Source organism: Desulfovibrio sp. (assembly GCF_018379785.1).
Taxonomy (GTDB): Bacteria; Desulfobacterota; Desulfovibrionia; order Desulfovibrionales; family Desulfovibrionaceae; genus Desulfovibrio.
The window spans coordinates 672-25332 of record NZ_JAGZUV010000032.1 but is presented as its reverse complement, the minus strand read 5'-3'; the positions used below and the strand labels follow the sequence as shown (position 1 = coordinate 25332).

At 62.5% G+C, this 24661-nt stretch carries 22 protein-coding genes; 12 read left to right on the top strand and 10 right to left on the bottom strand.

The genetic code is table 11. The features are described from left to right. Nucleotides 1–7 precede the first annotated feature (7 nt). Both nadA and nadC read right to left on the bottom strand, forming a co-directional pair. Complete coding sequence (nadA, locus tag KH208_RS08585) at nt 8–1054, bottom strand: quinolinate synthase NadA (protein WP_291435508.1); 1047 nt, start codon at nt 1052–1054, stop codon at nt 8–10. Nucleotides 1055–1129: 75 nt separating this feature from the next. Beyond that, nucleotides 1130–2002 (bottom strand): carboxylating nicotinate-nucleotide diphosphorylase, encoded by an 873-nt coding sequence (gene nadC / locus KH208_RS08580; RefSeq protein ID WP_291435507.1) that lies wholly within the window; start codon nt 2000–2002, stop codon nt 1130–1132. A 349-nt stretch (nt 2003–2351) separates the two neighbouring features. Here nadC and mgtE point away from each other — a divergent pair, with 349 nt between their 5' ends. Next, nucleotides 2352–3746 (top strand): magnesium transporter, encoded by a 1395-nt coding sequence (gene mgtE, locus KH208_RS08575; protein WP_291435506.1) that lies wholly within the window; start codon nt 2352–2354, stop codon nt 3744–3746. A 202-nt stretch (nt 3747–3948) separates the two neighbouring features. On the opposite strand, the gene KH208_RS08570 is transcribed toward mgtE, so the two are convergent. Then, nucleotides 3949–4209, bottom strand: a complete 261-nt coding sequence (locus KH208_RS08570) for a helix-turn-helix domain-containing protein (protein WP_062252659.1) — start codon at nt 4207–4209, stop codon at nt 3949–3951. Nucleotides 4210–4363: 154 nt separating this feature from the next. Between KH208_RS08570 and KH208_RS08565 the strand changes: the two genes are divergently transcribed. The 9 genes from KH208_RS08565 (at nt 4364) to KH208_RS08525 (ending at nt 13745) form a co-directional block, all read left to right on the top strand. Beyond that, complete coding sequence (locus KH208_RS08565; protein WP_291435505.1) at nt 4364–5965, top strand: DUF6056 family protein; 1602 nt, start codon at nt 4364–4366, stop codon at nt 5963–5965. A gap of 527 nt (nt 5966–6492) precedes the next feature. Continuing rightward, entirely contained in the window at nt 6493–7173 is a 681-nt protein-coding gene (locus KH208_RS08560) for a response regulator transcription factor (RefSeq protein WP_062252655.1), read from the top strand. 399 nt (nt 7174–7572) lie between these two features. Beyond that, on the top strand, nt 7573–8622 hold the full coding sequence (locus KH208_RS08555; RefSeq protein ID WP_291435504.1) for a sulfite exporter TauE/SafE family protein: 1050 nt from the start codon (nt 7573–7575) through the stop codon (nt 8620–8622). Nucleotides 8623–8650: 28 nt separating this feature from the next. Then, complete coding sequence (locus tag KH208_RS08550; RefSeq protein ID WP_062252653.1) at nt 8651–9082, top strand: hypothetical protein; 432 nt, start codon at nt 8651–8653, stop codon at nt 9080–9082. Between the two features lie 121 nt (nt 9083–9203). Beyond that, complete coding sequence (locus tag KH208_RS08545; protein WP_291435503.1) at nt 9204–10946, top strand: ATP-binding protein; 1743 nt, start codon at nt 9204–9206, stop codon at nt 10944–10946. Nucleotide 10947: 1 nt separating this feature from the next. After that, nucleotides 10948–11349, top strand: coding sequence for a response regulator (locus tag KH208_RS08540; RefSeq protein ID WP_291435502.1), 402 nt, complete (start codon nt 10948–10950; stop codon nt 11347–11349). Beyond that, entirely contained in the window at nt 11346–12002 is a 657-nt protein-coding gene (locus tag KH208_RS08535) for a sensor histidine kinase (protein WP_291435501.1), read from the top strand. The genes KH208_RS08540 and KH208_RS08535 overlap by 4 nt, the downstream gene beginning before the upstream one ends. Before the next feature lie 34 nt (nt 12003–12036). Then, nucleotides 12037–12507, top strand: coding sequence for a response regulator (locus tag KH208_RS08530; protein ID WP_008685063.1), 471 nt, complete (start codon nt 12037–12039; stop codon nt 12505–12507). A gap of 56 nt (nt 12508–12563) precedes the next feature. Then, complete coding sequence (locus tag KH208_RS08525) at nt 12564–13745, top strand: response regulator (RefSeq protein WP_291435500.1); 1182 nt, start codon at nt 12564–12566, stop codon at nt 13743–13745. Between the two features lie 150 nt (nt 13746–13895). Here the strand turns inward: KH208_RS08525 and KH208_RS08520 are convergent, their stop codons facing one another. Further along, nucleotides 13896–14291: a PaaI family thioesterase gene (locus tag KH208_RS08520; protein ID WP_008685060.1), complete on the bottom strand. Its 396-nt coding sequence runs from the start codon at nt 14289–14291 to the stop codon at nt 13896–13898. A 99-nt stretch (nt 14292–14390) separates the two neighbouring features. Beyond that, nucleotides 14391–15356, bottom strand: coding sequence for a Tim44 domain-containing protein (locus KH208_RS08515; protein ID WP_291435499.1), 966 nt, complete (start codon nt 15354–15356; stop codon nt 14391–14393). A 222-nt stretch (nt 15357–15578) separates the two neighbouring features. On the opposite strand from KH208_RS08515, the gene KH208_RS08510 reads away from it, so the two are divergent. Next, entirely contained in the window at nt 15579–16250 is a 672-nt protein-coding gene (locus tag KH208_RS08510) for an NAD(P)H-dependent oxidoreductase (RefSeq protein ID WP_291435498.1), read from the top strand. 272 nt (nt 16251–16522) lie between these two features. Here KH208_RS08510 and KH208_RS08505 read toward each other — a convergent pair whose 3' ends face one another. The 4 genes from KH208_RS08505 to KH208_RS08490 all read right to left on the bottom strand — a co-directional run bounded on the left by KH208_RS08505 (nt 16523) and on the right by KH208_RS08490 (nt 20328). Further along, nucleotides 16523–17683 carry a DUF4198 domain-containing protein gene (locus tag KH208_RS08505; RefSeq protein ID WP_291435497.1) on the bottom strand — a complete coding sequence of 387 codons (1161 nt, stop codon included), beginning with the start codon at nt 17681–17683 and terminating at the stop codon, nt 16523–16525. Nucleotides 17684–18227: 544 nt separating this feature from the next. Beyond that, entirely contained in the window at nt 18228–19079 is an 852-nt protein-coding gene (locus KH208_RS08500) for a ComF family protein (protein WP_291435495.1), read from the bottom strand. Beyond that, nucleotides 19076–19705: a flavodoxin family protein gene (locus KH208_RS08495; protein WP_291435493.1), complete on the bottom strand. Its 630-nt coding sequence runs from the start codon at nt 19703–19705 to the stop codon at nt 19076–19078. The genes KH208_RS08500 and KH208_RS08495 overlap by 4 nt, the downstream gene beginning before the upstream one ends. Beyond that, on the bottom strand, nt 19702–20328 hold the full coding sequence (locus tag KH208_RS08490) for an MBL fold metallo-hydrolase (protein WP_291435491.1): 627 nt from the start codon (nt 20326–20328) through the stop codon (nt 19702–19704). The genes KH208_RS08495 and KH208_RS08490 overlap by 4 nt, the downstream gene beginning before the upstream one ends. Nucleotides 20329–20508: 180 nt before the next feature. On the opposite strand from KH208_RS08490, the gene KH208_RS08485 reads away from it, so the two are divergent. After that, a complete protein-coding gene (locus tag KH208_RS08485; protein ID WP_291435489.1) occupies nt 20509–23070 on the top strand; it encodes a tetratricopeptide repeat protein in 2562 nt (853 codons plus the stop codon). A 438-nt stretch (nt 23071–23508) separates the two neighbouring features. Here the strand turns inward: KH208_RS08485 and KH208_RS08480 are convergent, their stop codons facing one another. Beyond that, a complete protein-coding gene (locus KH208_RS08480; RefSeq protein ID WP_291435487.1) occupies nt 23509–23931 on the bottom strand; it encodes a hypothetical protein in 423 nt (140 codons plus the stop codon). Nucleotides 23932–24661 lie beyond the last annotated feature (730 nt).

Sequence of the window (24661 nt, the reverse complement as noted above, 5' to 3'; positions counted from 1 at the left end):
GTTGTCCTCATTGACCGCAAACCTCCAGCATGCGGGTTAAGGAGCGGCGGGCGGGACCGCACAGCGCGGCCTCCACGGTGAGAGGCTCGGCCGTTCCGTGGGCAATGGCGGTGAGTGTAGCCAAAAGTTTCGCTTCCGTCACCTTGGCCATGTCCGGACAAATGGCCCGGCCCAGGGAAAGGACATGGCAGCGCCCTTTGTGGCGGGCGGCCAGCCGGTCCACCAGATTGTTTTCCGTGCCGATGATCAGGGTGGAGCCGGGGGCTTCTTCAGCCAGACGCGCGGCTTCCTTGATCAGAAAGGAAGTGGAGCCGGCGGCGTCGCAACGCTCGATGAGTTCCGGGCGGCATTCGGGGTGGGCCACCACCCGGCAGCCCGGATGGGCCGCGCGCGCGGCGGCCGCCTGTCCGGGTTTGAGCTGGGCGTGGATGGCGCAGCAGCCGGGCCAGAGCAGCAGGGGACGCTCCAGGGGCTGACTTTCGGGATTGATCAGGCCGTGGCCGTTGAGGCGCAGGATATGCTGCCGGTCCGGCGCAAGACCCAGTTTTTGGGCCGTGTTGCGGCCCAGATGCTTGTCCGGCAGAAAGAGCACGCCGTCGCCCTGGTCCAGGGCCCAGCGCAGCATGGTTTCCGCATTGGCCGAAGTGCAGACCGCGCCGCCGTACTCTCCCACCACGGCCTTGAGCCCCAAGGTGGTGTTGACGTAGGCCAGGGGCACGACACGGCGGCCCGTGGCGGTCAGTTGTTCCAGAACGCGGCGGGCCAGACCCGCCGGGGTCATCAGGGACATCATGCAGTCCGCGCCGGGTTCGGGCAGATGCACGGCCTGGCCCGGCTTGGCGAGCAGGGCCGCCGATTCGCCCATGAAAAAGACTCCACAGAAGACAATGTGCTCCGCGTCCACGCCGGGCACGCGGCGGGCCAACTCCAGGGAGTCGCCGGTGACGTCGCAGTGGGCCACCACCGCGTCGTTCTGATAATGATGGCCCATGATGCAGAGCCTGTCGCCCAGTTGTTCCTTAAGCGCCGCCACGGCGGCGGTGATGTCGTTCATGGTGTGATCCGTTATTAGGGGAATATGTGCCGGCGTCGGCGGTTGGGGATAATCTCATTGCTGTCCGGTGCCGTTTCAGGCCGGAATCAGGGTCATGCTGAAATCCGCGGCCACGGCCGAGTGGGTGAGGCGGCCCACGGAAATGAAATCCGGGCGGCGCGGCCCGGTCAGGGCGATGGCGCGGATGGTCTCCAGGCGCACGCCGCCGCTGACTTCGGCTTCAATGTCCGGCGGCACCAGGGCCAGGGCCCGGCTCAGCCGCGGGGCTTCCATATTGTCCATCATGATCCGCTCGGCCCGGGCCGCCACGGCCTCGCGCACGTGCTCCAGAGTTCGGCATTCCACCTCCACAGGCGGGCAGGGGCGGTAGCGGGCGCGCAATTTGGCCACGGCTGCGGTGATGGAACCGGCCGCGTCGATGTGATTGTCCTTGAGCATGAGCATTTCCGCGAGATTTTTGCGGTGATTCACGCCGCCGCCCGCCTGTACCGCGTATTTTTCGGGCCAGCGCAGGCCGGGCGTGGTTTTGCGCGTATCCAGCAGGCGCACGCCCGTGCCTTCCAGTTCGCGCACGTAGCGGGCTGTGAGGTTGGCGATGCCCGAAAGATGGGTGATGAAATTGAGGATGACCCTTTCCGCCTTGAGCATGGCTACGGCCGGAGCCGTGATGCGGGCCACCTCGGTCATGGACGGCACGCGCGAGCCTTCCCTTGCCGAAGCCTGCCAGCGGAAGGGAACGTCCAGGGTTTTGAACACCGCGCCGATAACGGGCAGGCCTACCACCAGAGTGTCCTCCTTGGCGCGGATGGCGGCGTGCATCCGCGCTTCCGGCGGGAAGAGCCCCTGGGCCGTCAGCTCCGGTCCGTCCTCAACCAGGGCCAGATCAATGCATTCTTGCAGCAGCCGTTCCCCTTCGGGAGAAAAAAAAGCGGCCCAGGGCGTGAACATTGCGCTTGTCCCCACTTCATGCGCGTGCTAAACGAAAAAGCGCCCGCGCGCGTCCGCCGCGCCTGCGCCGGAACCGGGCACGCGGCATGAAGGCGTGCGGAACCGTGGCGCGCCGAACGGGCGCACAGCCGGTCCGGGGGCTTTGAAGTAGATAGAATGCCCTGTGGCGCGCGTCAAGTTGCGGGCCGTATTGGGAGCTTTTTCACATACGCGCGAAGCCGTCGCGCGGTCCCGGACCCGTTCCCTGTCCGGCACGGCCGCGTCGCACAGGCGCGGTAGTCTTGTGTCGCCTTCATCCGGCGGTGCGCCGTCATGTTTCATTGGTCCGTATCCTGCAAAGGGCTTGCTCATGGCTGACGATCGTAACGACGAAATCCGCCCCTCCCGTGTCGTGGATGAAAGCGCGGACACGCCGGAGAGCGCCGACGCGCACGGCATCAGCATGCCCGAGATCTGCCGGGAGGTGGGCGACGAGGCCGAGTTCGTCCATCCGGCGGACATGGCCGATCATCTGGAAAATCTGAGCCTGGAAAAGCAGGTCTGCGCCCTGCGCCACATGACCACCGAGGATGCCGCCGAGGCCCTGGCCGAACTGGACGGCAACGTGGCCGTGGACGTGCTGGAAAATCTGGACGCCGACGTGGCCGCCCAGATCATCGCCGAAATGGCGCCGGACGACGCCGCCGACGTGCTGGAAGAACTGGACGGGGAGCACCGCGACGTCCTGCTGGAAAAGCTGACCAAGGAAGATTCCGAGGAATTGCGCAATCTGCTCAATTTCGACCCGGATTCCGCGGCCGGCGCCATGAACACCGAGCTGATCCTGCTGGAGAAGGCTCTTACGGTGGATGAGGCCATTGCCCACATCCGGCGCGAGATGGAGGACGACAAGGAGAGCCCCTATTACGGCTATGTGGTGGACGAAAAGGACGTGCTGGTGGGCGTGCTTTCCCTGCGCGACCTGATGCTGGCCCGCCCCGGCACCATCGTGGGCGACGCCGCGGCCGGGCAGAGCGTCATCAGCGTGACCTACGACACGGACAAACGCGAAGTCGCCAGCCTGCTTTCGCACTACAATTTTCTGGCCATGCCCGTGGTGGATTACGAGGGGCATATCATGGGCGTGGTCACCTACGACGACATCATGGACATCATGCACGAGGAGGCCAGCGCCGACATGCTCGGCATGGTGGGCGCGGACCCCGAGGAAAGCGTGGACACGCCCTGGACGGAAAGCGTCCGCAAGCGCCTGCCCTGGCTGATGGTCAATCTGTTCAATTCCGCGCTTTCGGCCTCGGTAGTCTATATGTTTGAAGGCACCATCGCCCAGATGGCCGTGCTGGCCGTGCTCATGCCCATGGTCGCCAACCAGGCGGGCAATACCGGCCAGCAGGCTCTGGCCGTGATGATCCGCCAGTTGGCGACAGACCGCTTTGACCAGAAAAAAGCCTGGATGGCCGTGCTGCGCGAGGGCAAGATCGGCATCGTCACCGGTTTGTTCATGGCCGTCACCGCCTTTCTGGGGGCCTGGTGGTTCACGGGCAACCACCTGGTGGGCGCGGTCATGGGCGGCGCGCTGCTCTGCGATATGATTCTGGGCGCGGTGGCCGGAGGCTCCATTCCGCTGATTTTCCGCGCCGTGGGCCGCGACCCGGCCCAGGCTTCCAGCATCTTCCTGACGACGATCACCGACGGCGCGGGCTTCTTTATTTTTCTTGGTCTGGCGACGCTGTTCATTTTCTGAAATTCCGCGCCGTCGGCATAAGGAACATCAGAAACGCGCCGAGAACACCGCGCGCGGGAAAGGCGATTTTCTAAACTAACCGCAATGTTATAGGAAGGTTGACACAAGAGTATTTTTTTAGGCTCTGTTATACTTATCGGTGGATAAGCTTCGTCCGCCTCTTTTTTATCCTTTGTCAAGCCTGTTATGACCGCTACGGAATTTATTCCTTTCCAGACTTCTCCAAATTCGCTCTTTCCTCTTCCACTCTCCTGAAGAACTCGACCGGTGACACCTTCAGCGCCTCGCAAATCGCGTATAAAGCGGTAATCGTTGGGTTCCTTCTCCCCTTTGTTATTCCTCTCACATAGCAGTCTTGCAACTCTGCATCGCTGGCTACCGCCAGCTTTGTCAGCTTGCGTTCCTTCCGTATTGCTTCAACGGTAATAGCCAAGGCTTCCAAGAGATTAGGACAGTTTTTCATCCTGTCAGGGTACACAATGCCTTGACATAAATCCGATACTTTCGTACCGAATCAAAAGCGGTACTAAAATACCGAATTCGGGGGGGATAAAGCCATGCCTAATCGGATACCAACTCTCTCTTTCAAGAACTAAATACCGCCGTTAGGCATTACAATGAATAAAATCAGCATATTCATTACATCTGTTTTTATATTTTGCACAATATCATTCTTTTGCGCCATGACTCCATTGGTATTCGATGATTTTGGATATGGAACAGGCGGTTCAAACCTGTCAGATATTTTCAAAGCTCAAGTCCAAGAACACCTTGCTTGGAGCGGGAAGTTCATCGGCCATTTCATGGCAAGAGTGCTGTTACATGGCCCATCTTGGCTGCATCCCATTCTTACTCCCCTTATATTTCTTGGCCTTGTCCTTTGCGCGGTGCTGCTGACATTGGGGGCTCAATGGCGCGATAAAATACGGGCATGGCATTTGATAACCTTGGCCGGGTTGATCTGGTTCGCTTTGCCTGCATTCGGAACAGTCTACTTCTGGCGCACCGGGACAGCTGATTACGGTTACAGCCTGTTTTTCGCCACGGCATTTCTGGTGCCATACCGCTTTTGGATCGACAAAAAGAATTACCACCTTGCAGGCGGCCCGGTTTTTGCCCTCGCGGGCGTATTGGCAGGTTGCAGCAACGAGAATGTGGGCATGCTGGCAATCCTTGCAGCCCTGGGTGCGACTATCTACCGCTTTCGTACTCTTAAAACAGTTCCAGCTTGGGCTGCTGCCGGAATCATCGGGGCCGTGTCCGGCTGGCTGGTTATGATGGCAGCCCCTGGCAACGCAGTACGCCTCGCACAACTTGGCGGCGTGGAGAAAATCCCCGCCTTTTCATTTGAATCCTTTCACAGATTTTTAATCTTCTGGAGTTCACAGCAGCTGGAAATGTCGCCCTACATACTGGTTGCTCTCGTCTGTATCTGGTTGCTGTACCGTCAAGACAGGCTAAAGATTGCAACTTTTTTGCCGGGCTTTGTATTCTTTCTTATGGCACAAGCCAGCCTTGCTGCCTTTATTTTCAGTCCATCCACTCCCTATAGAGCCATGTCCGCCACATTTTTTTACACGGCATGTTGTTGTTTTGCTTTTATTGCGGCTTTAAACCTGAAAGGTGTTTGCCAAAAGCTGCTCTATGCTGCTTTCTGTCTCGTCCTTCTATCCAGCGTGCTGATGGAAGCACACGTCTTCATTCAGGCACAGCCTGCTATTGCAAAGAGAAATCAGGCAATGAAGCAGGGAACAGTTACAGCAGAATCGTTTGATTACCCTCAAACCGACAAATATTTTTTCCCCACCTATGATATTATTGAAATCAACGCATATGCTGATTCCCAAAAATATCAGATGATTCCCTGGAACAAAGCTGCTCTGCTGAACGTGGAAGGGACTTCCGGCATTTGTGCTCTTGTTATCAGCAACATGGTGTATCTGGATAATCTTCCATCCGGAACAGTGCATGTTGCCGCCATAGCGCACAGACAAACCGTATCAAGCACTATTCAAGCAGTTTTGCGTTACTTCTTGCCGCTTAAAGAAACAACGTCCATATCTGCCGTTGTCGCACGTTATGCGCCGGCTTCCACGACGACTACAACCGACGGCAAAGCCTCTCTGCATATACCGGGTGTCACAAATCTAAACGATGTAGCCTACATAGGCATTGAAGAAAACGGCAAACCAATGACATGGAGACGGATTTATAAGTGAGAACCAGGAAACATTGGCAGCAGTAATCATTTTTCATATATAGTTACTATTCACTATTCATGTGATGAAGATTTTTAGCAAAAAGTAAGATATAGAATATGCAGATATAACAGTGAATTAAAATAATTTATATTACTCATGACATATATTTGATACTGATTTTATATATAATTTGAGATGATAACTAAAGTTACTACCTGTGAGGACAGGAAAATTATTATCTATGGAAATTCGATAAACGATGCATCGTATTGAGAAGCAAACAAAATCGTAATGAGTGTTTGTTAGCTCTGAATGAAGCTCGCGATTTTGAAGCGTGCTGTAACGGCTTACAAGCGATGGCCCAACCATTATAGGCTATGACCTCTTTTAGGTAGAAGAAATTTTTTATTCACTCTGGACACAAAAGATGTTTATCCTGTCCATTCGCCTACCCTGCGGACCTCCCGCCCCACGGCAGACAAGACAGCCAAAACAGGCTATGAGGATCTTGTTCCGGGCGGAAAGAGGGGAGGCAAGCAAGCGATATGGGCGAGAGCTCCGGCCGTGAGATCTGTCGCATTCTGCTGGTGGACGATCACAAGCTGCTCATGGAAGGCGTGCGCAGCCTGCTCGCCCCGCACGCCCATCTGCGTGTGGCGGGCATGGCCCTGAGCGGCGGCGAGGCCGTGGCTCTGGCAGCCTCCCTTGCGCCGCAGATCGTGATCATGGACCTGGGCATGCCGGGCATGAACGGCGTGGACGCCAGCCGCGCCGTGCTCCAGGTGCAGCCGCAGGCGCGTATTCTGATTTACACCGGCCATGAGGACCAGCGCTTCCTGCCCGAGCTTATCGACCTCGGCATCATGGGCCATGTACGCAAGTCCGAACCGCCGGGCGTGCTGCTCAAAGCCATTGAGAGCCTGCGCCGGGGCGAAATCTTTCTGACCTGTCCGGACCCCGGCGGCTGTCTGGCCGAGTTGCTGCGCCGCCGCCGCGATGCCGCGGAACACGGCGGCAGCGGAGATCTCAGTGCGCTTTCCCCGCGCGAAAAAGAGATTTTCCGCCTCCTGGCCGACGGCAAAAGCGTCAAAAGCATTGCCCAGGATCTCTGCATCAGCCCCAAAACGGTGGAAACCCATAAGTACAATCTGCTCACCAAGCTGCAGGCCGGTTCCGTGGGCGACCTCGTCAAAATCGCCATCCGGCACGGTCTGGTCCGGGTTTGAACCCGCGCGGCCGGGGGGCGGGCAAAGTAACTTTGAAAAGTTACTTTGCCCTGGCGGCTGCGAAAGCAGACGCCCGCGCCTGAAGCCAAGGTGGGACCGCGTTCCCGCCGCGCGTCAGCCGTTGCCGCTGGGCGGCTTGCTTGAGCCGTTCACGGCGAAGCCGTGTTACGGGTCAAGACAGCAGCGCTACGGATGACGACAGCAACGATAGGCTGAGGGCAGCGTCAACTTTGAGAATGTCAATTCTCAAAATTAATCTGCTCTGGGGATGGGGAAAGCCCTGAGGCGGATACGCGGAAATCAGGATTCTCCCGATGGCCCGCTTACGCCGGATACGGTAAATTCACGCCATTCCGAACATCCACGTGTGCCTCGGCGCATGCCGCAAGGGGGGAAACAATGGCGCGTATTTTCCGCAGAAATCCGGATAAGGACAAAACTCTTTTCTGGCCGTGGCTCTTGCCGCTGGTAGTCTGCCTGACTCTGATCGGGCCGTGCGCGGCTCTGGCCGTGGACGCCGCTTCCGCACCGGGAGCGCAGGCCGTCGCGGCGGATACGAACGCGCCGCTGCACGCGGCCCCCACCCCGGCCACCGCGCCGCTGGACAACCATCCCTGGTGGTTCTGGCCTCTGGCCCTGCTGGGCTTCTGCTTCATTCTGGGGATTATCGCGGTCATGGCCGGCGTGGGCGGCGGCGTGCTGTTCGTGCCGCTGGTCAGCGGCTTTTTCCCCTTCCATCTGGACTTTGTGCGCGGAGCGGGCCTGCTGGTGGCCCTGGCCGGAGCCCTGGCCGCCGGGCCGGGTCTGCTGCGGCGCAACTTCGCCAATCTGCGCCTGGCCCTGCCCGTGGCGCTGATCGCTTCGGCCTGCGCCATTGTAGGCGCCATGCTGGGTCTGGCCCTGCCCACCAATATCGTGCAGACCTGCCTCGGCGCGGTTATTCTGGGCATCGCCGTGCTGCTGCTGGTGTCTAAAAATTCCGTGCGCCCGGTGGTCACCAAACAGGACGCCGTGGGGCTGGCGCTGGGCATGAATGGCGTCTTTCTGGAACCCAGTACCGGCGAAGTGGTGGAATGGAAGACACACCGCACCCTTCTGGGCCTGTTTTTCTTCATCGCCATCGGCATCATGGCCGGCATGTTCGGCTTGGGCGCGGGCTGGGCCAACGTGCCTGTGCTCAATCTGCTCATGGGCGTGCCGCTCAAGGTCAGCGTGGGAACCTCCAAGTTCCTGCTTTCCATCACCGACACTTCGGCGGCCTGGGTCTATCTGAACCAGGGGTGCGTCATTCCGCTCATGGCCATCCCTTCCATCGTGGGCCTGATGCTCGGCTCGGTGGTGGGCGTGCGCCTGCTGGCCAAGGCCAAGCCCAAGTTCATCCGCTATATGGTGATCATCGTGCTTTTCTTCTCCGGAGCCAAGGCGCTCATGAAGGGCCTCGGCTGGTAGCCGGGCAGGACGCACAGGAGACGACTTTATGAATACTGTGGATCTGAAAAAAGAAATCAAGGCCTCGCCCGCGCAACTGCGCTATGCCGACACCCTGTTTTACGGCGCGCTCATCGGTTTTGTGCTTATGCTCGTCACCTACGCCCTTTATGTGCTGGGCGTGCTTGAACCCCAGGTGCCCCTGACAGAACTGCCCCGCCTCTGGACCGGCAGCGCGGCCGACTACCGCGCCGCCGGGCACATCCCGCAGGGTTGGGGCTGGCTTGCCTTGGTGGGCAAGGGCGATATATGCAATTTCCTGGGTATCGTGTTTCTGGCGGCCCTGACCATCATCTGCTTTTTGCAGCTGGCCTGGAGCCTGATCCGGCGCAAGCAATGGCTGATGACGACCATCGCCCTGCTGGAAGTGCTGGTGCTGAGTCTGGCGGCTTCGGGGATTCTCGTCGCCGGCGGCCATTAAAAAGCGTCTTTTGTCCCCTGGCGGCGTCGAACGGCGTTTTTTACTTGCCAGGGGACAAAATCCGTCTTTTTAATGCGGTTTCATGCGGAAGTGTATGAGCCGGAAAATGCTGGAGGGGCCTATGTTTGCCGCAATCAGAAAATACTTCGGCCAGTTGCTGGAAGTGCCCGAGGCCGTGTCCCCGGCGCGCTACCGCTCGCTCCGGCGGCTGATGACCGTATTGATGGTGGCGGTTTCCGTGGCTCCTCTGCTGATCATGTCCGGTTTCAGCCACGTCCAGTACATGAAGACCCTGGAGCGGGAAATGGAAAGCCCGCTCTACGCCTTGGCGCGCAAGTCCCAGGCCTCGCTGGAGCTCTTTCTGGGTGAGCGGGCCTCCACCGTGAGCCTGATCGCCCATGCCTACAGTTTCAAGGATCTGGCCGACGAAAAGACGCTGAACCGCATTTTCTGGGCCCTCAAGAGCGAATTCAAAGGTTTTGTGGACATGGGCCTGGTGGATGTGGAAGGCCGTCAGGTGGACTATGTGGGGCCCTACAAGCTCAAGGGCGCGGATTATGCGGGGCAGCCCTGGCTGCGCGAGGCCGAGATCAAGGGCCGTTACATCAGCAACGCTTTCCTTGGTCTGCGCGGTTTTCCGCACATGGTCATCGCCGTGCACCGCCTGGAGGAAAACGGCAGTTCCTGGACCCTGCGCGTGACCATCGACACCTCCCGCCTGGAGCAACTGGTGTCCGCCGTGGGGCCGGAACAGGACACGGACGTCTTTCTCTGCGACAGCGCGGGCGTCCTGCAGACCAGTTCCCGCCTGTACGGCAAGGCTCTGGACAAACTGCCCATGCAACTGCCCCCGGCCAGCCACGAGACCCTGGTGCGGCGCATGACCGACGACAAGGGGCACACCCTGCTGGTGGCCTCCACCATGCTGGCGGGCACGGATCTGATGCTGCTGGCCGTGAAGCCCAGTCTGGAGGCTTTTCGGCCCTGGACCACGTTGCGCACCGAACTTCTGCTGGTGCTCTGCGGCGGCATCGCGGTCATCGTGCTGGTTTCGCATCTGCTGATGAAGCATCTGGTGGGCCGTCTCCAGGCCAGCGACGAGCGGCGGGTGGCTGTTTTCGCCCAGATGGAGCATAATCAGAAACTTTCCTCCATCGGCAGGCTGGCCGCCGGGGTGGCCCACGAGGTCAACAATCCCCTGGCCGTGATTTACGAAAAAGCCGGTCTGGCTCTGGATTTCCTGCGCATGAGCAAGGATTGCGCGGCCTATGAAAAGCACCGGGAGCGGATACTCGCGCTTCTGGAGAGCATTGAAGGCACGGTGGAGCGGGCGCGCGGCATCACCCACCGCCTGCTGGGTTTCTCGCGTCGCATGGAGGCCAACCGCCAGTCCCTGCGCCTGGCGGAAGTCATCACCGAAAGTTCGGAATTTCTGGAACGTGAGGCCAAGAACCGGGGCGTGCAGCTCTGCCTGGACCTGCCCGGCGACCTGCCGGAAATCGTGTCGGACCGAGGCCAGTTGCAGCAGATTTTCCTGAACATCCTGGGCAACGCCCTGGACGCCGTCAGCGACGTGGAGCAGGGCGGCCGCATCGAAGTGAGTTGTTCCTGTCCGGACGAGGCCAGCGTGACCGTGAGCGTCAAGGACAACGGCAAGGGCATGCCGCCGGACGTGCTCAAGCATATTTTCGAACCCTTCTATTCCACCAAGAAGGACAAGGGCACGGGCCTCGGCATGTTCATCACCTACGGCATCGTGCGCCGCCTGGGCGGAGACATTGCTGTGGAAAGCGAAGAGGGGCGGGGCAGCCTGGTGCGCATAACCCTGCCGTTGACGCCGCCTGAGGGCGCTGTGGAGGTCTGAAATGGCGCTGCGTATTCTTTTGGCTGACGACGAAAAGGAATTTGTGGAAACTCTGGCCGAACGTCTCACTCTGCGGGGCCATGCGACGCGCGTGGTCTACGACGGGCCGTCGGCTCTGGCGGCGGTGGAGGATGAAGTGCCGGACGTGGCCGTGCTGGACCTGCTCATGCCCGGTCTGCCCGGCGACGAAACCCTGCGCCGGATCAAGGCCGCGCATCCGGAGTTGCCGGTCATTCTGCTCACCGGGCACGATGCCGTGGACGACACGGGTGTGGCCCCGGCGGCCCAGGCCTTTGCCTGCCTGACCAAACCACTGAGTTTCGCCGTTTTTCAGGAAACGCTGGAGGCCGCAGCCCAGAGCGCGCGTTCTGGCGACGTACCGTCGCAGGGAGGCCGGTCATGAACGACAGCCAGTGCATGGCCCGTCTGCTGGCCTCGGGCGTCCATGATATGCGCAACGTCCTGGCCGTGATCCGCGAGTCCGCCGGGCTGGCGCAGGATATGGCCGCCCTGGCCGGAGCGGCCCTGCCCAGGGGGGAACGCCTGCTGGCGGCCCTGACTGAAGTGCAGAGCCAGATTCTGCAGGGCGCGGCTCTGGCCGAGGGCATGGAATTCATGGCTCAGGCCGGGGGCGCGGAAAATGAAAACGCGGGCCCCTGCGACTTGGCCCGGGTCTGCCGGATTTTCTGCCGCATGGCCGCGCGTCAGGCCAGAGCCGCCCAGATGCGTCTGGCCAGCGGCGAGAACGAGGAGCCGGTCTGGGCTCCGGTGCCGCCGCTGGAGGTCTTGCGCTCTCTGCTGGAGATTTTTGACCTCTGCGCCTCGGTGGGCGGTCAGGTGACGCTCAGATTTACCGCCGGCAGACAGCAGAAGGCCGAGGGCGTCATCATTGAAGTCGTGGAAGGGGCCAACGCCGATCTGGCCTTGTCGGCCCTGACCGGCAGCCCTCTGCTCAACGGCCTCAGGCCCGGCTGGCAGGCCGTGCTGATGCCTTGGCGCGACGCCGGGGGACGCTTTTTCCTTTCCCTCGCGGCGCGCGATTCCGAAAGCAACTAACGGATACCGGCCAGGCCGGACCAAGGAGTGGTTCATGACCAAGGAAGACATTAAAATTTTGCTGGTGGACGATGAGAAGCAGTTTGTGGACACCCTGGCCGAGCGCCTGGCCATGCGCGGCTTCGAGGCCCGCGTGGCTTACGACGGCCCGGAGGCGCTCAAGGCCGTGGAACTGCCCACGGACGTCATCGTGCTTGACCTGCGCATGCCCGGCATGGACGGCTTTGAGGTGTTGCGCAACGTCAAAAAGAGCAATCCCCAGGTGCAGGTGATCATCCTTACCGGCCACGGCGGCGACGCCGAGGAGCAGACCGCCTACCGCATGGGCGCGTATAATTTCCTCAGAAAACCCATGGATATCGAGGAATTGCTCAGCAGCATCCGCATGGCCTACCGCGACAAGCTGGAAAATGCCATGGTGGCGGTTTCCATGGCCGAAGGCGGCGATTTTGAGGCGGCCCGCGACGTGCTCAATGAAAAGGATCTGTTGGCCGAGCACAAGTAGTCCGGAGCGCCTCGCCTGCGACGGGTTCGGGCACACTCCGCTCTGAGGTATGGTCCATGCGCGTACTGCTGGTGGATGATGAAGCTGCTTTTGCCCGGCCTCTGGCCGAACGCCTGGATCTGCGCGGCATAGAGGCCGGGGTGGCCCCCGATGCGGAGGCCGCCCTGGCCATGCTGGCGAAGAGCGAGTGGGACCTGGTCTTTCTGGATGTGGGCCTGCCGGGCATGGACGGCGTGGCTCTGCTCAAGATTCTGCGCGAGCGCCATCCCGACCTGGATGTGGTCATGCTTTCCGGCGCGGCGGATATGGGCAAGGCCGTGCAGGCCATGCGGCGCGGCGCGCGGAACTGGCTGTCCAAGCCGGTGTCCGTGGACGGCATTCTGGCGGAATGCGCCAAGGCGCGGGAGCGGGCCACGGCCCGCCGTCAGGAGGCTCGCCTGGCCGAGGCGGCCCGGCTGCGCAGCCTCGGGCGGGTGGCCGAAGGCGTGGCTCACGAGGTCAACAATCCGCTGAACATCATGGTCCAGGCCGCCGGGCTGATCAAGGACAGCCTGAGCGAACCGGAGGCCGCCGTCCTGCCGGATCTGGAGGAAATGCGCACGGCCGTGGAGACTATCCGCGTGCAGAGCCTGCGCGTGCGCGAGATCACCCGCAAGCTGCTCATGGTGGGACACGGCTTGGACGCGCGCATCCAGCCGCTGGATGTGCCCGCTGTGCTCGACAGGGTGCTGGAGCTGACCCGTTCGCGCCTGGACGGCGCGGGCGTGCGTTGCGAACTGGATTTTTCGCCCCGGGCGCGCGCGGAACGTCCTTTGGGTTCGGCGCTGGAACTGCAGCAGATCTGCCTGCATCTGGTGGAGAACGCTCTGGACGCCATGTCCGAGGGCGGTCTGTTGCGTATTTCGGCCCGCGTGCTTCGCGAGGACCAAGGCAAAAGCGCGGAACAGGGCGGGAACGCGGAGCGGACCGGGGAAGAACTGGGCTGGTACGAATTGCGGGTGGCCGACAGCGGGCCCGGCATCGCTGCGAACGTACTGCCGCATATTTTCGAACCTTTTTTCAGCACCCGCGAAAGCCGTTTCGGGCAGTATGCGGGCCTGGGCCTTACCGTGGCGCGATCTCTGGCGCACGGGCACGGCTGTGAGTTGATTGCCGCCAACGGCGAAGGCGGCGGCGCGGTCTTCAGCCTCCGCTTGCCGCTGGGGCCGGAAACAGAGGTGCCTGCCGCCGTGGCTTGAGCCCTGCGTGCGGCGCAAACCCCGCGTACGCGGGGTTTGCCGTCAGGCTGGAACGGCGTTCCGGAAACAGAATTCCGGAACGCCGTTCCAGCTGTGCCGCGGGCCGCGTTGGCCCGGACCGCGGTTAGCGCATTTCAAGTATTAAATATTTTAGCGGGGCAGCGGTACGTCGGTCAGAAAACCGGCGGCCATGGTTCTGGCGATCAGCGCGCCCGAGCCGTCAAAAACCTGCACGTCATAGCTCTGCACATGCTGGCCGTCGCGCACCACGCGGGCTTCCGCCGTGAGCGGGCCGGTTTTGCCGGGCCGCAGAAATTCGATGGTGGTGCTCAGGCTGACCACGCCGGTTTCCCGACCGGCATTGGCCGCCGCGCCGAAAGCCACATCGGCCAGGGAAAAGATGGCCCCGCCGTGAGCAACGCCCATGCCGTTCTTGTGATTTTCGGTCAGGGGCATGCTTACCTTGGCGTAATCCCGACTGGCGCTTTCAATGGTCATTTGGAGATGACGCATCAGTTTATCGTGCTTGGCCACATAGTTTTCCATAGTTTTTCTCCAATGAGTTCCAAAAAAGCGGGCCGAAAGCTCTTGCTTCCGGCCCGCGCCTTATGCATTCGGGGTGTGGGCGGAATGGCGCTTGAGCGCTCAGTCCACCTGCTGGATGCCGTCCAGCTTCCAGGAACCGCCCGTGATCGGGCGCACAAAATGCCAGACCTCGCGCACCGAGGACGGGGCCTGCTGATCCGGGCTTTCGCGCATCAACACGTCAAAGAAGACCTGGGCGCGCTGTTCGTCGCCGTCGTTTTCCACGCCCAGCAACTGCGCGTTGACCAAAAGCACTTCCGTGGTGCCGGGGGTGGGCTCGGCCTCCAACTGTTCGCGCACGGCGTCCAGCACGGCGGGCGTGGCGAACTGGGCGATGTCGTCCAAATCGCGCTTGTCCCACGAGCTTTGCAGGCGGCTGTAGGCCATTTTGGCTCCGCGCAGGAATTCGTCAGCGTCAAAACCCTGGGGCACATCCACGCCAGGCGCGGCGTCAAAAACCTGTGCCTGGGCCGCCCCGCCCTGAGGCGCGCCGCGCAGGACGTCCCAACCGGTCGCCGCGTTGTCGCGGCGCATGCCCTGGGACGATGCGCTGTCCTCGCGCAAATCGCCGTGCGGGCCGCCCAGGCCCGAAGCGCCCTGCGCTCCGGCCCCCGCGGGCGCGGGGGCCGGACGGTTGCGGAAGCGGGCAAAGAGCTTGAGCCCGAGGAAGACCAGCAGGCCGATAATGATAATGTCCATGAAGCCGCCGCCCCCGAAACCGTTGCCCGAGAGCAGGGAACCGATCAGCGTGCCTGCCAGCAGGCCGCCGAACAGGCCGCCCATGCCGCCGAACAGGCCGGGACGTTGCGCGGCGGCCTGACCGGCCTGGGCCTGGTTCATGGGCTGGCGCTGCGCGTTGGGCGTCTGTTGGCGCATGGTCGGCGCGGGCGCCGGGCGGCTCATGAAGGGCTTGCCGCCGAAGGACCGGCCGCCGCCCATGCGCGCGGCGTCGGCCGGTTCAGGCAGAGTGAGGGCAAAGGCGGAAAAAAGCAGAAGTATTCCGGTCAGAATGGCACTTACTTTCATGCAAAACTCCCATTGCGGGGGCGGTTAAAGACTGGCGCGGCTTCACATCTCTACGCGCATCATGTATACTATATGGATTTATGGGGAAAAGGCAAGGCCGCCAGACCGGAGAGAATTTTTCTCTTTGCAGCGCCGCCCGGCAGCGCTACAACGGAATCAGACCGGTATGGCCGCCGTCACGGCATCCGTCCGGCTCAATGATGCTAGTAAGGAGTATTCCCCATGTCCCATATCACAGATATGCTTATGAAGGCCTGGCACTTCCGCCATGCCTGCAAGGAATTTGATCCGAAAAAGAAAATCAGCGACGCGGATTTTCATACCATTCTGGAGGGCGGCCGCCTGTCGCCCAGTTCTTTCGGTTTTGAGCCCTGGCAGTTTCTGGTGGTCCAGAATCACGGCCTGCGCGAAAAAATCCGCGCCGTGAGTTGGGGCGCGCAGCACCAGTTGCCCACGGCCAGCCATTTTGTGGTCATCATGGCCCGCAAACCCGCCGAATTGGAACCCGATTCCCCGTATATTCAGGATACCATCATGCGCGATACCCAGCATCTGTCCGAGGATATTTCCGGTCCGCGCACGGAAAAGTACCGGGAATTTCTGGACAAGGACTTTGCCCTGACGGGCAATGAGCGGGCCGGTTTCGAATGGGCCGCCCGCCAGTGCTATATCGCCCTCGGCAACATGATGACCGCCGCCGCGCTGCTGGGCGTGGATTCCTGCCCCATTGAGGGCTTCCGCAAGGCGGACCTGGAAGACGTACTGGCGCGCGAGGATCTGCTGGACACGGCCCGCTGGGGCGTGGCCTGCATGGTGGCCTTCGGCTACCGCGCCCGGGAGCCCCGGGCCAAAACCCGTCGGCCGGAAGAGGCCGTGGTGCGCTGGGTGCAATAAGGCCGCTTGCGGCTGTTGTAATGAGCTGAACAAGGAGAGCCGCCGGGCTCTTGCCTGGCTTTCGAGGCTGTCGACAAAGTCGGCAGCCCCGAAAATCAGGAGCCGGTCGCGGCTTTGCCGCGCCGTCAAGCGACGGATTTTCGTGCCTTTCCACCCGGCGGCCAAGCCGCCGTTGGTGGCGCAAACCACGCGAAGCGGGGTTTGTCATTAGTCTGAGAAGAGCCGGATAGAACCGGCTCTTCTTGTTTTCGGGCGTGGCTGGGGAATATATGCTAACGCTTGCGGGGCTCGGCGGCCGCGCCGTCCACATAAAGCCAGAACAGCGCGCCCAGCTCCAGGGGCTTGGACTGGCCGTCCGGCCCTTTAAGCGGGTCACCGGCGGCAATGGCCGCGCAGCACCACCAGCCGGACTGATTGAGCACAAAGGCGAACTGCCCGTTCTTGTCGGTACGGGCCGCCAGCTCTTCCTGCCAGGGCGTGGGCGCGCTTTGCTTGTCCGTATTGATGCGGGACATACGCACCGGCGCGTTGTCCAGGGGCTTGCCGTTGAACAGCACGCGGCCGGAAAAGAGAGCCGGGGCCGTCAGGCCGAAGGGCCGGGTCAGGGGCTGGATTTCAAAGCGTTGGCCCACGGGCAGCTCCCAGCCGCGTTCCACGCCGTACACGGGCAGGGTGGTTTTGACGTAATGCTGCACAAAGCGGTCGCGGGCGGCGTCCCACCAAGGGCGGGCCTCAATGACGAACTGGTAGAGACCGGGGCGGCTCAGAGCCACATTGGCGCCCCAGGCCTTCTGGTCCAGATAGCGGATTTCCTCCACATCGCCCAGCAGATCGTGCCGCTCGGGCTGGAGGACGCCATCCTTGGCGGGTGTGTTGTCGTCGTAGCGCAGCACCGCGAAAAGCTGCGGCATGTCCATGGGCAGGCCCTCGTGCCGGAAGGGGCGCATCATACTGATGAGCACGTCCACTTCCTCGGAGATGGGCGGCGCCTGGGGAGGCTCGGGCTTGGCCGTCTCGCCGGAAGCGGCGGCGTCCTGCCCGCCGGTTTCCGCTGCAGCGGCGGCAGCGGGCGCCGCCGGAGAGCGCCCGTCGGCCTGTTGGTCAGCCGTGGCCTCGTTGCTTTGCGGCTTTGAAGCCGGAGCGGCCTCTACCGCGGCATTGGGCGGAGTCTGGGCGGTTTTCTGCTCCGCGGTATTTTTTTTCTGTTCTTCCTTGCCCTTGGCCTGGGAAGTCTCTTTTTCGGTCTTGTCCGGTTTATCCGATTTATCCGGGGTGTCCGGAGCTTCAATGCTGGGCTGGCTCGGCACCAGCAACGTCACTTGGGCCGCTGCGGGGTGGGCGATTGCGAGACAGCACAGAAGCGCAAGCAGCCGCAGGCAGGCCGGAAGCGGCAAAAAAAACACGCGGGACGTGAAGAAAAAGGCGCGTGACATGGGATCTCCCGACGGCATCAGAAGGGCATTACAGGACCGCGTTTGCATCTTCACGCGGTAAAGGTGAAAACGTGGAGCTTGTCAACATGACCAGAACTCAGATACGGACCACAACATCTTGCCGAAATAATGTTTCACAGGGCAGCTCATTGCCGTGCGGAACACGGCTTTCAGGCACAGGAAGCAACTATTGCCGCTCCCGGTTCAGTTTAGCAAAAGGGTGGGGCGTTGTCATGCGCGCTGTAGGGTCACAGGCCGTGTTTTCGAGCTGCTTACGTATGAAATGCTCTGGCGCCGAACACGGCGAGGCGCGCCGCGAAGACCCCGCGAAGACCGACCCGACGGGCGGCCCGTAGGGCCGTGCCTGTAGCCCAAAGGGCGTACAGGCATCGAGAGCAACGCGGCGTGGATTCCGGCAAAGCGGCCGAAGGCAGCCCGAAGGGCTGTCCCCGTTGGCGGCAACGGAGCCATACAGGGATCGACAGCAGCGATAACCGCGTTTTTTGCCGGAATGACCCCTTTGGAACGCGGAGCGTTTCAAAGGTCATCTGCCCCAGTCCCGCCGGGGTGTCCGGGCCACGAAAAGCACGTGCGTCTCCCGTGTCCCGGCCGCGTGCAGAGCCCGGCAGGCCTCGGCCAGGGTATTGCCCGTGGTCATCACGTCGTCAATGAGCCAGAGGCAGAGGTTTGCGGCATCGGGCGCGGCCTGAAAAGCGCGCCGCACGTTGCGGCGGCGTTGGGCGGCGGCAAGTCCGGCCTGGGGAGGCGCGGGTTTGACGCGGCGTAAGAGTGCCGGGCGCAGGGGCAGGGCCGTCAGGCGGTGCAGGGCCTTGGCCAGCTCATGGGCCTGGTTGAAACCCCGGCGGCGTAGATGGGCCGGATGCTGCGGCACGGCCAGCAAGGCGTCGGGGCGGGGCAGACAGCGGGAGGCTTCCAGCAGGCAGGCCCCGAGCAACGGGGCCAGGGAAAGCTCGCCCCCGAATTTCAACCGCAGCAGGGCGTCGCGCAACGCGCCTCTGTAAAGGCCGTAACAGGCCTGGCCGCTCCAGGGCGGATCTTCCTGAAGACACTGGCCGCAACGGCTGAGCGGGCCGGGCCGGGGCGGCGCATCCGCCGTCTGCTTTTCCGTCCCTATCTCCACCGGGGGCAGGCCGCAGCGGGGGCAGCGCGGGCCGTTGTAGGACTGGAAGAGCAAACGGCATTCCGGGCAGAGCGGTGCGGCGACCCCGGCGGGGCCGTCATCAGGAGGATGACGAAGGCTGTCCCCTGCGGTGCCGGTGGCTGTGTCTGCGCCGGAAGCGGTTTCAAGGGGGGAGAAGGGGCGCAGGCAATGCGCGCAACGCGTCTGGTTCAGCCCGAAGGCTTGGCTCCAGCGCCGCAGAAAGCCGGGAATCACGTGCCTTGCCTGTCATCCGCCCGGGCTTCGAGCCGTTGCGCCCAGTGACGGCCCCAGGCGCGCAGCGCGTCGCAGACCGCCGGGCGCGCGGACAGGTCTTCCGGCCTGTCCAGGCCGCGCAGCAGGCGTTTTTCCTGAATCCGGGCGTCCTGCGGGGCCAGAAAATATTTGAGGGTCAGCAGCGCGCCTGTGAACAACTGCCCGCCGCGCGGCCTACCGGCGGACAAAGCCGCCAGCACCGGTTTGACCGGGGGGCGGGGCAGTCCGGCCCTGGGGCCGTGATCGTGCGCCCGCGCGGCCCAGAAGCGTTGGCTCCGGTCGATAAAGCCCTTGAAAAAGGCGGGCAGAGCGTAAAAATAGATGGGTGCGGCCAGCAGCACCAGAGGGGCGGCCTGGAACAGAGCGAAGAGTTCCTCGGCCTGGTCGTCGCCCCTGGCCAGCACGCAGGCATGGGGCGGCCTGGAGCAGGCCCCGCAGCCGATACAGGGCGCGATCCTGTATCGGCGCAAAGGCTCAAGGCGTACTTCGGCCCCGGCCTCGGCCGCGCCTTCGGCAAAAAGGCGGGCCAAGCCGTCGGAAACGCCGCCGGGCCGGGGACTGCACAGGAGCGCCAGAATCTGGTTCACGCCGTGAACTCGCCGCAGAAGGGATTGTTCTTGCGTTCGTCGCCGATGCTGGTGGCAGGGCCGTGGCCCGGATAGACAGTGGTGTCGTCCGGCAGGGTGAAAAGCACATCCTTGATGGAGCGCAGCAGGGTGCCCTGATCGCCGCCGGGGAAGTCCGTGCGGCCCATGGAGCGGTAAAAGAGGGCGTCGCCGGTAAAGACCAGCTTTTCCGCCGGGAAATACAGGGAGACCCCGCCCGGCGTATGGCCCGGCGTCTCCAGTACCCGGCACTCCATGCCGCCGAAGCTGGTTAGGCCCGTGGGCATGGGCAGGCTGTCGAAAGGCGGCACCGGCGGGAAGCCCCAGATGCCGCCCTTGCCGGATTCGGTCTCGGCCAGACTGTCGTCGCCCGTGGGGGCATAAACCACGGCCTTGGTGACTCCGGCCAGTTCGGCCACGCCGTAGAGGTGGTCGAAATGCCGGTGGGTGAGGCAGATGACGGCCAGGACAAGTTTGTGTTCCGCCAGATATTCAAGCATGGGCGCGGGTTCGCCGCCCACGTCCACGGCCACGGCCTGACCGGCGTTGTGGATAAGGTAACTGTTGGTCTGCAAGGGCCCCAGAGGGAAGGTGGCTACAGGCATGTGATGTCCTCTGCAAGATGAAATGAATAGTCTGGGCGCAATGCTATACCACGGGGGCAACACGGGCAAGAGGCGGAACAAAGGAGGGAAGGCGGGCGTCCGGCTGCTTGGCCTGGGGCGCGGGACGGCTTTCGAGATATTCTCTAGACAATCGGCCATCCCCCAGACTACACTGGAAAGATGAAGCAAATTCCGCAGGATCTGGATCTCGCGCGCGGCGATCTGATGGACATGGAAGGCCTGTTGTGCAGCGGTTTGGCCGCCTTTTTTACGTTCAGCGGGCACGCCCTGTATTTTCCCACCCAAAATCCGCCGGATGCGCCGCAGGTTTTGCCGCGCGAGCGGCGTCTCCTGCTGCCGCTGATCTGGCAGGGGGAATTGCTGGGCGTGCTCATGCTCCACGGAGTGCGCGCGCGCGAAGTCCGTCCGCTTCTGCCCGCGCTGCCGTCCGTGGTTGCGCTCTGCCTGGAGAACCTGGCCCGCGCCAGGGCCGCGCGCACGGACGCGGTCACCGGCCTGGCAACGGAAGACGCCCTGTACGCGCGCATGGAAGATGAGGCCGCGCGGGTGCGCGCTCACCTGGATGATCCGGCTCAGCCCGACGGCAGACCCGCGCCCCTGCACCGCCTGTGCATGGGGCTCGTGCTGCTGCGTCTGCGCAACGGCGAGGAGATGGCCCGTCAGATCGGTTTTGCCTTCAGTGAAAAATTTTTGCGACACGTGGCCGAGGCCTGCCGCGCCGGTCTGCCTTCGGATGTGCTGGCCGCGCGCGTGGGCCGGTACGAGTTTGCTCTGCTGTTGTCCGCTAGCGGGCGCGGAGCCTGCCACAAGCTGGCCCGCGCCGTTCTGGGCCGCATGGAAGCCGTGAGCCTGCCCGGCCCGCTGACCCGGCAGCCGGTGCGCCCCCTGCTCTGCGCCGGACACGCCCTCTATCCCCAGGACATGCAGGGGCCGGAACTGGTCTTGCCCATGTTCGAGCAGGCCCGCCAGCTCATGGCCCGGGCCCGCCTGGCCGCCGATGTGGCCGCCCAGGGGCAGAGCGGGGCCGGTCTGGGCGGCGAAAGCCGGATCATGCCTTTTGCCCGCATCCTCCAGGACGGCGGCGTGGTGCTGGAAAATCTGCCTCTGGGCCGTCTGCGGATCAGCCTGGGCCGGCAGACCAAGGCCCGCGAGGGCCTGCGTTTCGCGGTCTGGTCCGGCAGCGCGCGGGACGCGGCCCGCTATAAAGGCGAAATCGTACTGCTGCATGCCCGGGAACTGGATGCCGTGGCTGAAATCCTGCATCTGGAGGACGCGGCCGTGATTCCGGAGCCGGGCGACAGTCTGGCCCTGCTGGACGGACTGCCCGTTCTGAGCCCTTCGGATATGGAGAACGCGCTGGAAGGCATTCCGGATGTTTCCGGCCTTGGTGTTGAGGAAAAAACACCGGGCAGCGCGCCCAGGGCGGAACAGGCCGCCTTGGCCTCGGCACGGCCTGCCGCGCCGGAGAAGACCGCGACGGCGGACGCGGCGCACGCGCCGTCCCACGTTGCAACGGGACAAGAGGACCAGGGCGGGCAGGACGATTTGCACGGTCACGGCGACTTTTTGAACAGATTCGCGCGTGAGCGGGAACAATGCGCGCATTTTGCTCTGGTCATCGCGCGCCTGGCACCCAGCGGCGCGCGCGCCGGGCGTGAGCCCGAACGCGGCATGCGCAAGGCTCTGGAGCTCTGGCGGGCCCTGCACGCGCCGGTCCGGGCCACGGCGGCGGAGGACGCCGGGCGCGCCGAGCCCTTTGGCGGGCGTTACGGCAGCAACAGTCTGATTTTCTTTCATCCCGGCCGCACGGCCGAGGAGTTGCTGCCCGTGTACGCCCAGCTCTGCGAAGGTCTGAAAAAGCACGGCGTTGCGGCGGCCGCCGGGCTGGCCGGGTATCCTTTTTTGCAGTTCCGCAAGGCGGAAATGCAGGATTGCGCGCTTAAGGCTCTGGAATACGCGCTGCTCCTGCCCGAGCCCAGGGCGGGCGTCTGCAATTCCCTGGCCCTGAACATCAGCGCGGACAGGCGCTACAGCCTGGGCGACGTCTTCGGCGCGGTGGAGGAATACAAACTGGCTCTGCTGGCGGACGAGGGCAACGCCATGGCCTGGAATTCACTGGGCGTGTGCATGGCCGCCCTGGGCCGTCAGCATGAAGCGCGCCGTCATTTCCTGGAAGCTCTCAAGCACAGCCCGGACGAGGGCCGCGCCGCGCAGATCTGCTACAATCTGGGCACGGTCTGCCAGAATCTGGGCGAGCGGCGCGCCGCCGCCCGCTACTATCGCCAATGCGTCAAAATTGCGCCGGACCATCTCTTTGCCCATATCCGCCTGGGCCAGCTCTGCGAGCAGGGCGGCCGACGCGGCGAGGCGCGGCGCTTTTACGAACGGGCCGCCGCCATTGAGGACGCCCGGCCCGGCGCGCCGAGTCCGGCCCGGCGGCATCTGGCCCGGGTGGCCGCGCGCCAGAAGCGGGGCGGCGAAGCGCGGGAGCTCCTGCACGAAGCCCTGCTGCGCAACCCCAATGACGCGGCGGCCATGTTGTTGCTGGCTAAAATCTACCTGGACGGCAACGAGGATCCGGCCATGGCTGAATTGTTGGCCCGCAAGAGCGCCGGGCTGCACGACCGGCCGGAAGTCTGGCAGACTCTGGCTCGCGCCCTGCGCGCGCTGGATCGCGAGGATGAGGCCCGCGTGGCCGATGCGCGGGCGTTGCTGGTCTGAGGGAAATATAAAAATAGTTTTACATATAAAAATTTTTATCTTAAAAATTTATCGATAACAATTGGAAAATAATAATTTTTCTATATAATGAACCTTGAAATACCGCTCATCTCATATATGAATTTGACTTGACTTTTTATATATCGGCCAATATCAAAAAGACGCGAGGGAAAGAATATCGTCTACATAAGAATTCTTCCCGTCGCGCAGGCCTGTCCACTATGCCTGCCATTAGAAGCTTCCCAGGACGTGCTTCGTCCCGGAAAGAATTGCTGACGACCGTCTGACTTGGCGGTGCGTCCGGCGCGTAAAGCCTGTGAACGTGTTGTCCGCGTCCTCTTTTCATTGTTGGCTTTGCGTCCATTCTTTCTCGCCGGTATTCCCGACTTATAGCTGTGGCAAAGACAGTCTTCGTGCGCGCCTGGCGGCGCGTCGAGGTCATGCGTTCTGTTTCGTGCGGGTGGGCTGCCCGCGCACATCGTATTGGGGGAGGAAGACATGGCGGATATCACTCTTGCCCGCCCGCAAGCGGGACAGCGTATCGTTCTGGGCAGTGTGCCCGATTCGCGTCTGGTTCTGCAATTTCCTGCAGACCAGGCCACCATGGAGCGCGCGGGAGACAACCTCGTCTTCAGTTTTGACGACGGCTCCAGCATCCAGCTTACCAATTTCTATACCCAGTATTCCCAGGAAAGCATGCCGGACTTTGAAGTGGACGGCACCCTGGTGGCCGGGGCGGACTTTTTCAGCGCCTTCGGTCCTGACCTGATGCCCGCCGCCGGCCCTGCGGCGGGAGCGGGCGTCCGCGCCGCCCGCTATAGTGATTTCGGCAACAGTGACTTGGTTGACGGTGTAAATCATCTGGATGGCCTGGATTGGGGCATGGACTTGAGCGGGCCGGTCATTGAGGATTTGAACACTCTGGGGGCTGTCACCAGCGCGGGTGACGTTACAAATATTACTGATGACGCAGACGCCGATGCGGACGCCGATTCGGATGCAGACGCTGATGCGGATGCCGACGCCGATGCCGATTCGGATGCCGATGCAGACGCTGACGCGGATGCCGACGCTGATGCAGATGCTGACGCCGACGCGGATGCAGACGCCGATGCGGACGCTGATGCTGATGCAGACGCTGATGCAGATGCCGATTCAGATTCAGATGCGGATGCAGACGCTGATGCCGACGCGGACGCTGATGCAGATGCGGACGCAGATGCGGACGCAGATGCGGATGCCGACGCCGACGCGGATGCTGACGCCGATGCGGATGCTGATGCAGATGCCGATTCAGATTCAGATGCGGATGCAGACGCTGATGCCGACGCGGACGCTGATGCAGATGCGGACGCAGATGCGGATGCTGACGCAGATGCGGATGCTGACGCCGATGCGGATGCTGACGCCGATGCTGACGCCGATGCCGACGCGGATGCTGATGCTGACGCAGACGCGGATGCAGATGCGGACGCTGATGCCGATTCAGATGCCGACGCTGACGCGGATGCAGACGCGGATGCTGATGCTGACGCAGACGCGGATGCAGATGCGGACGCTGATGCCGATTCAGATGCCGACGCTGACGCGG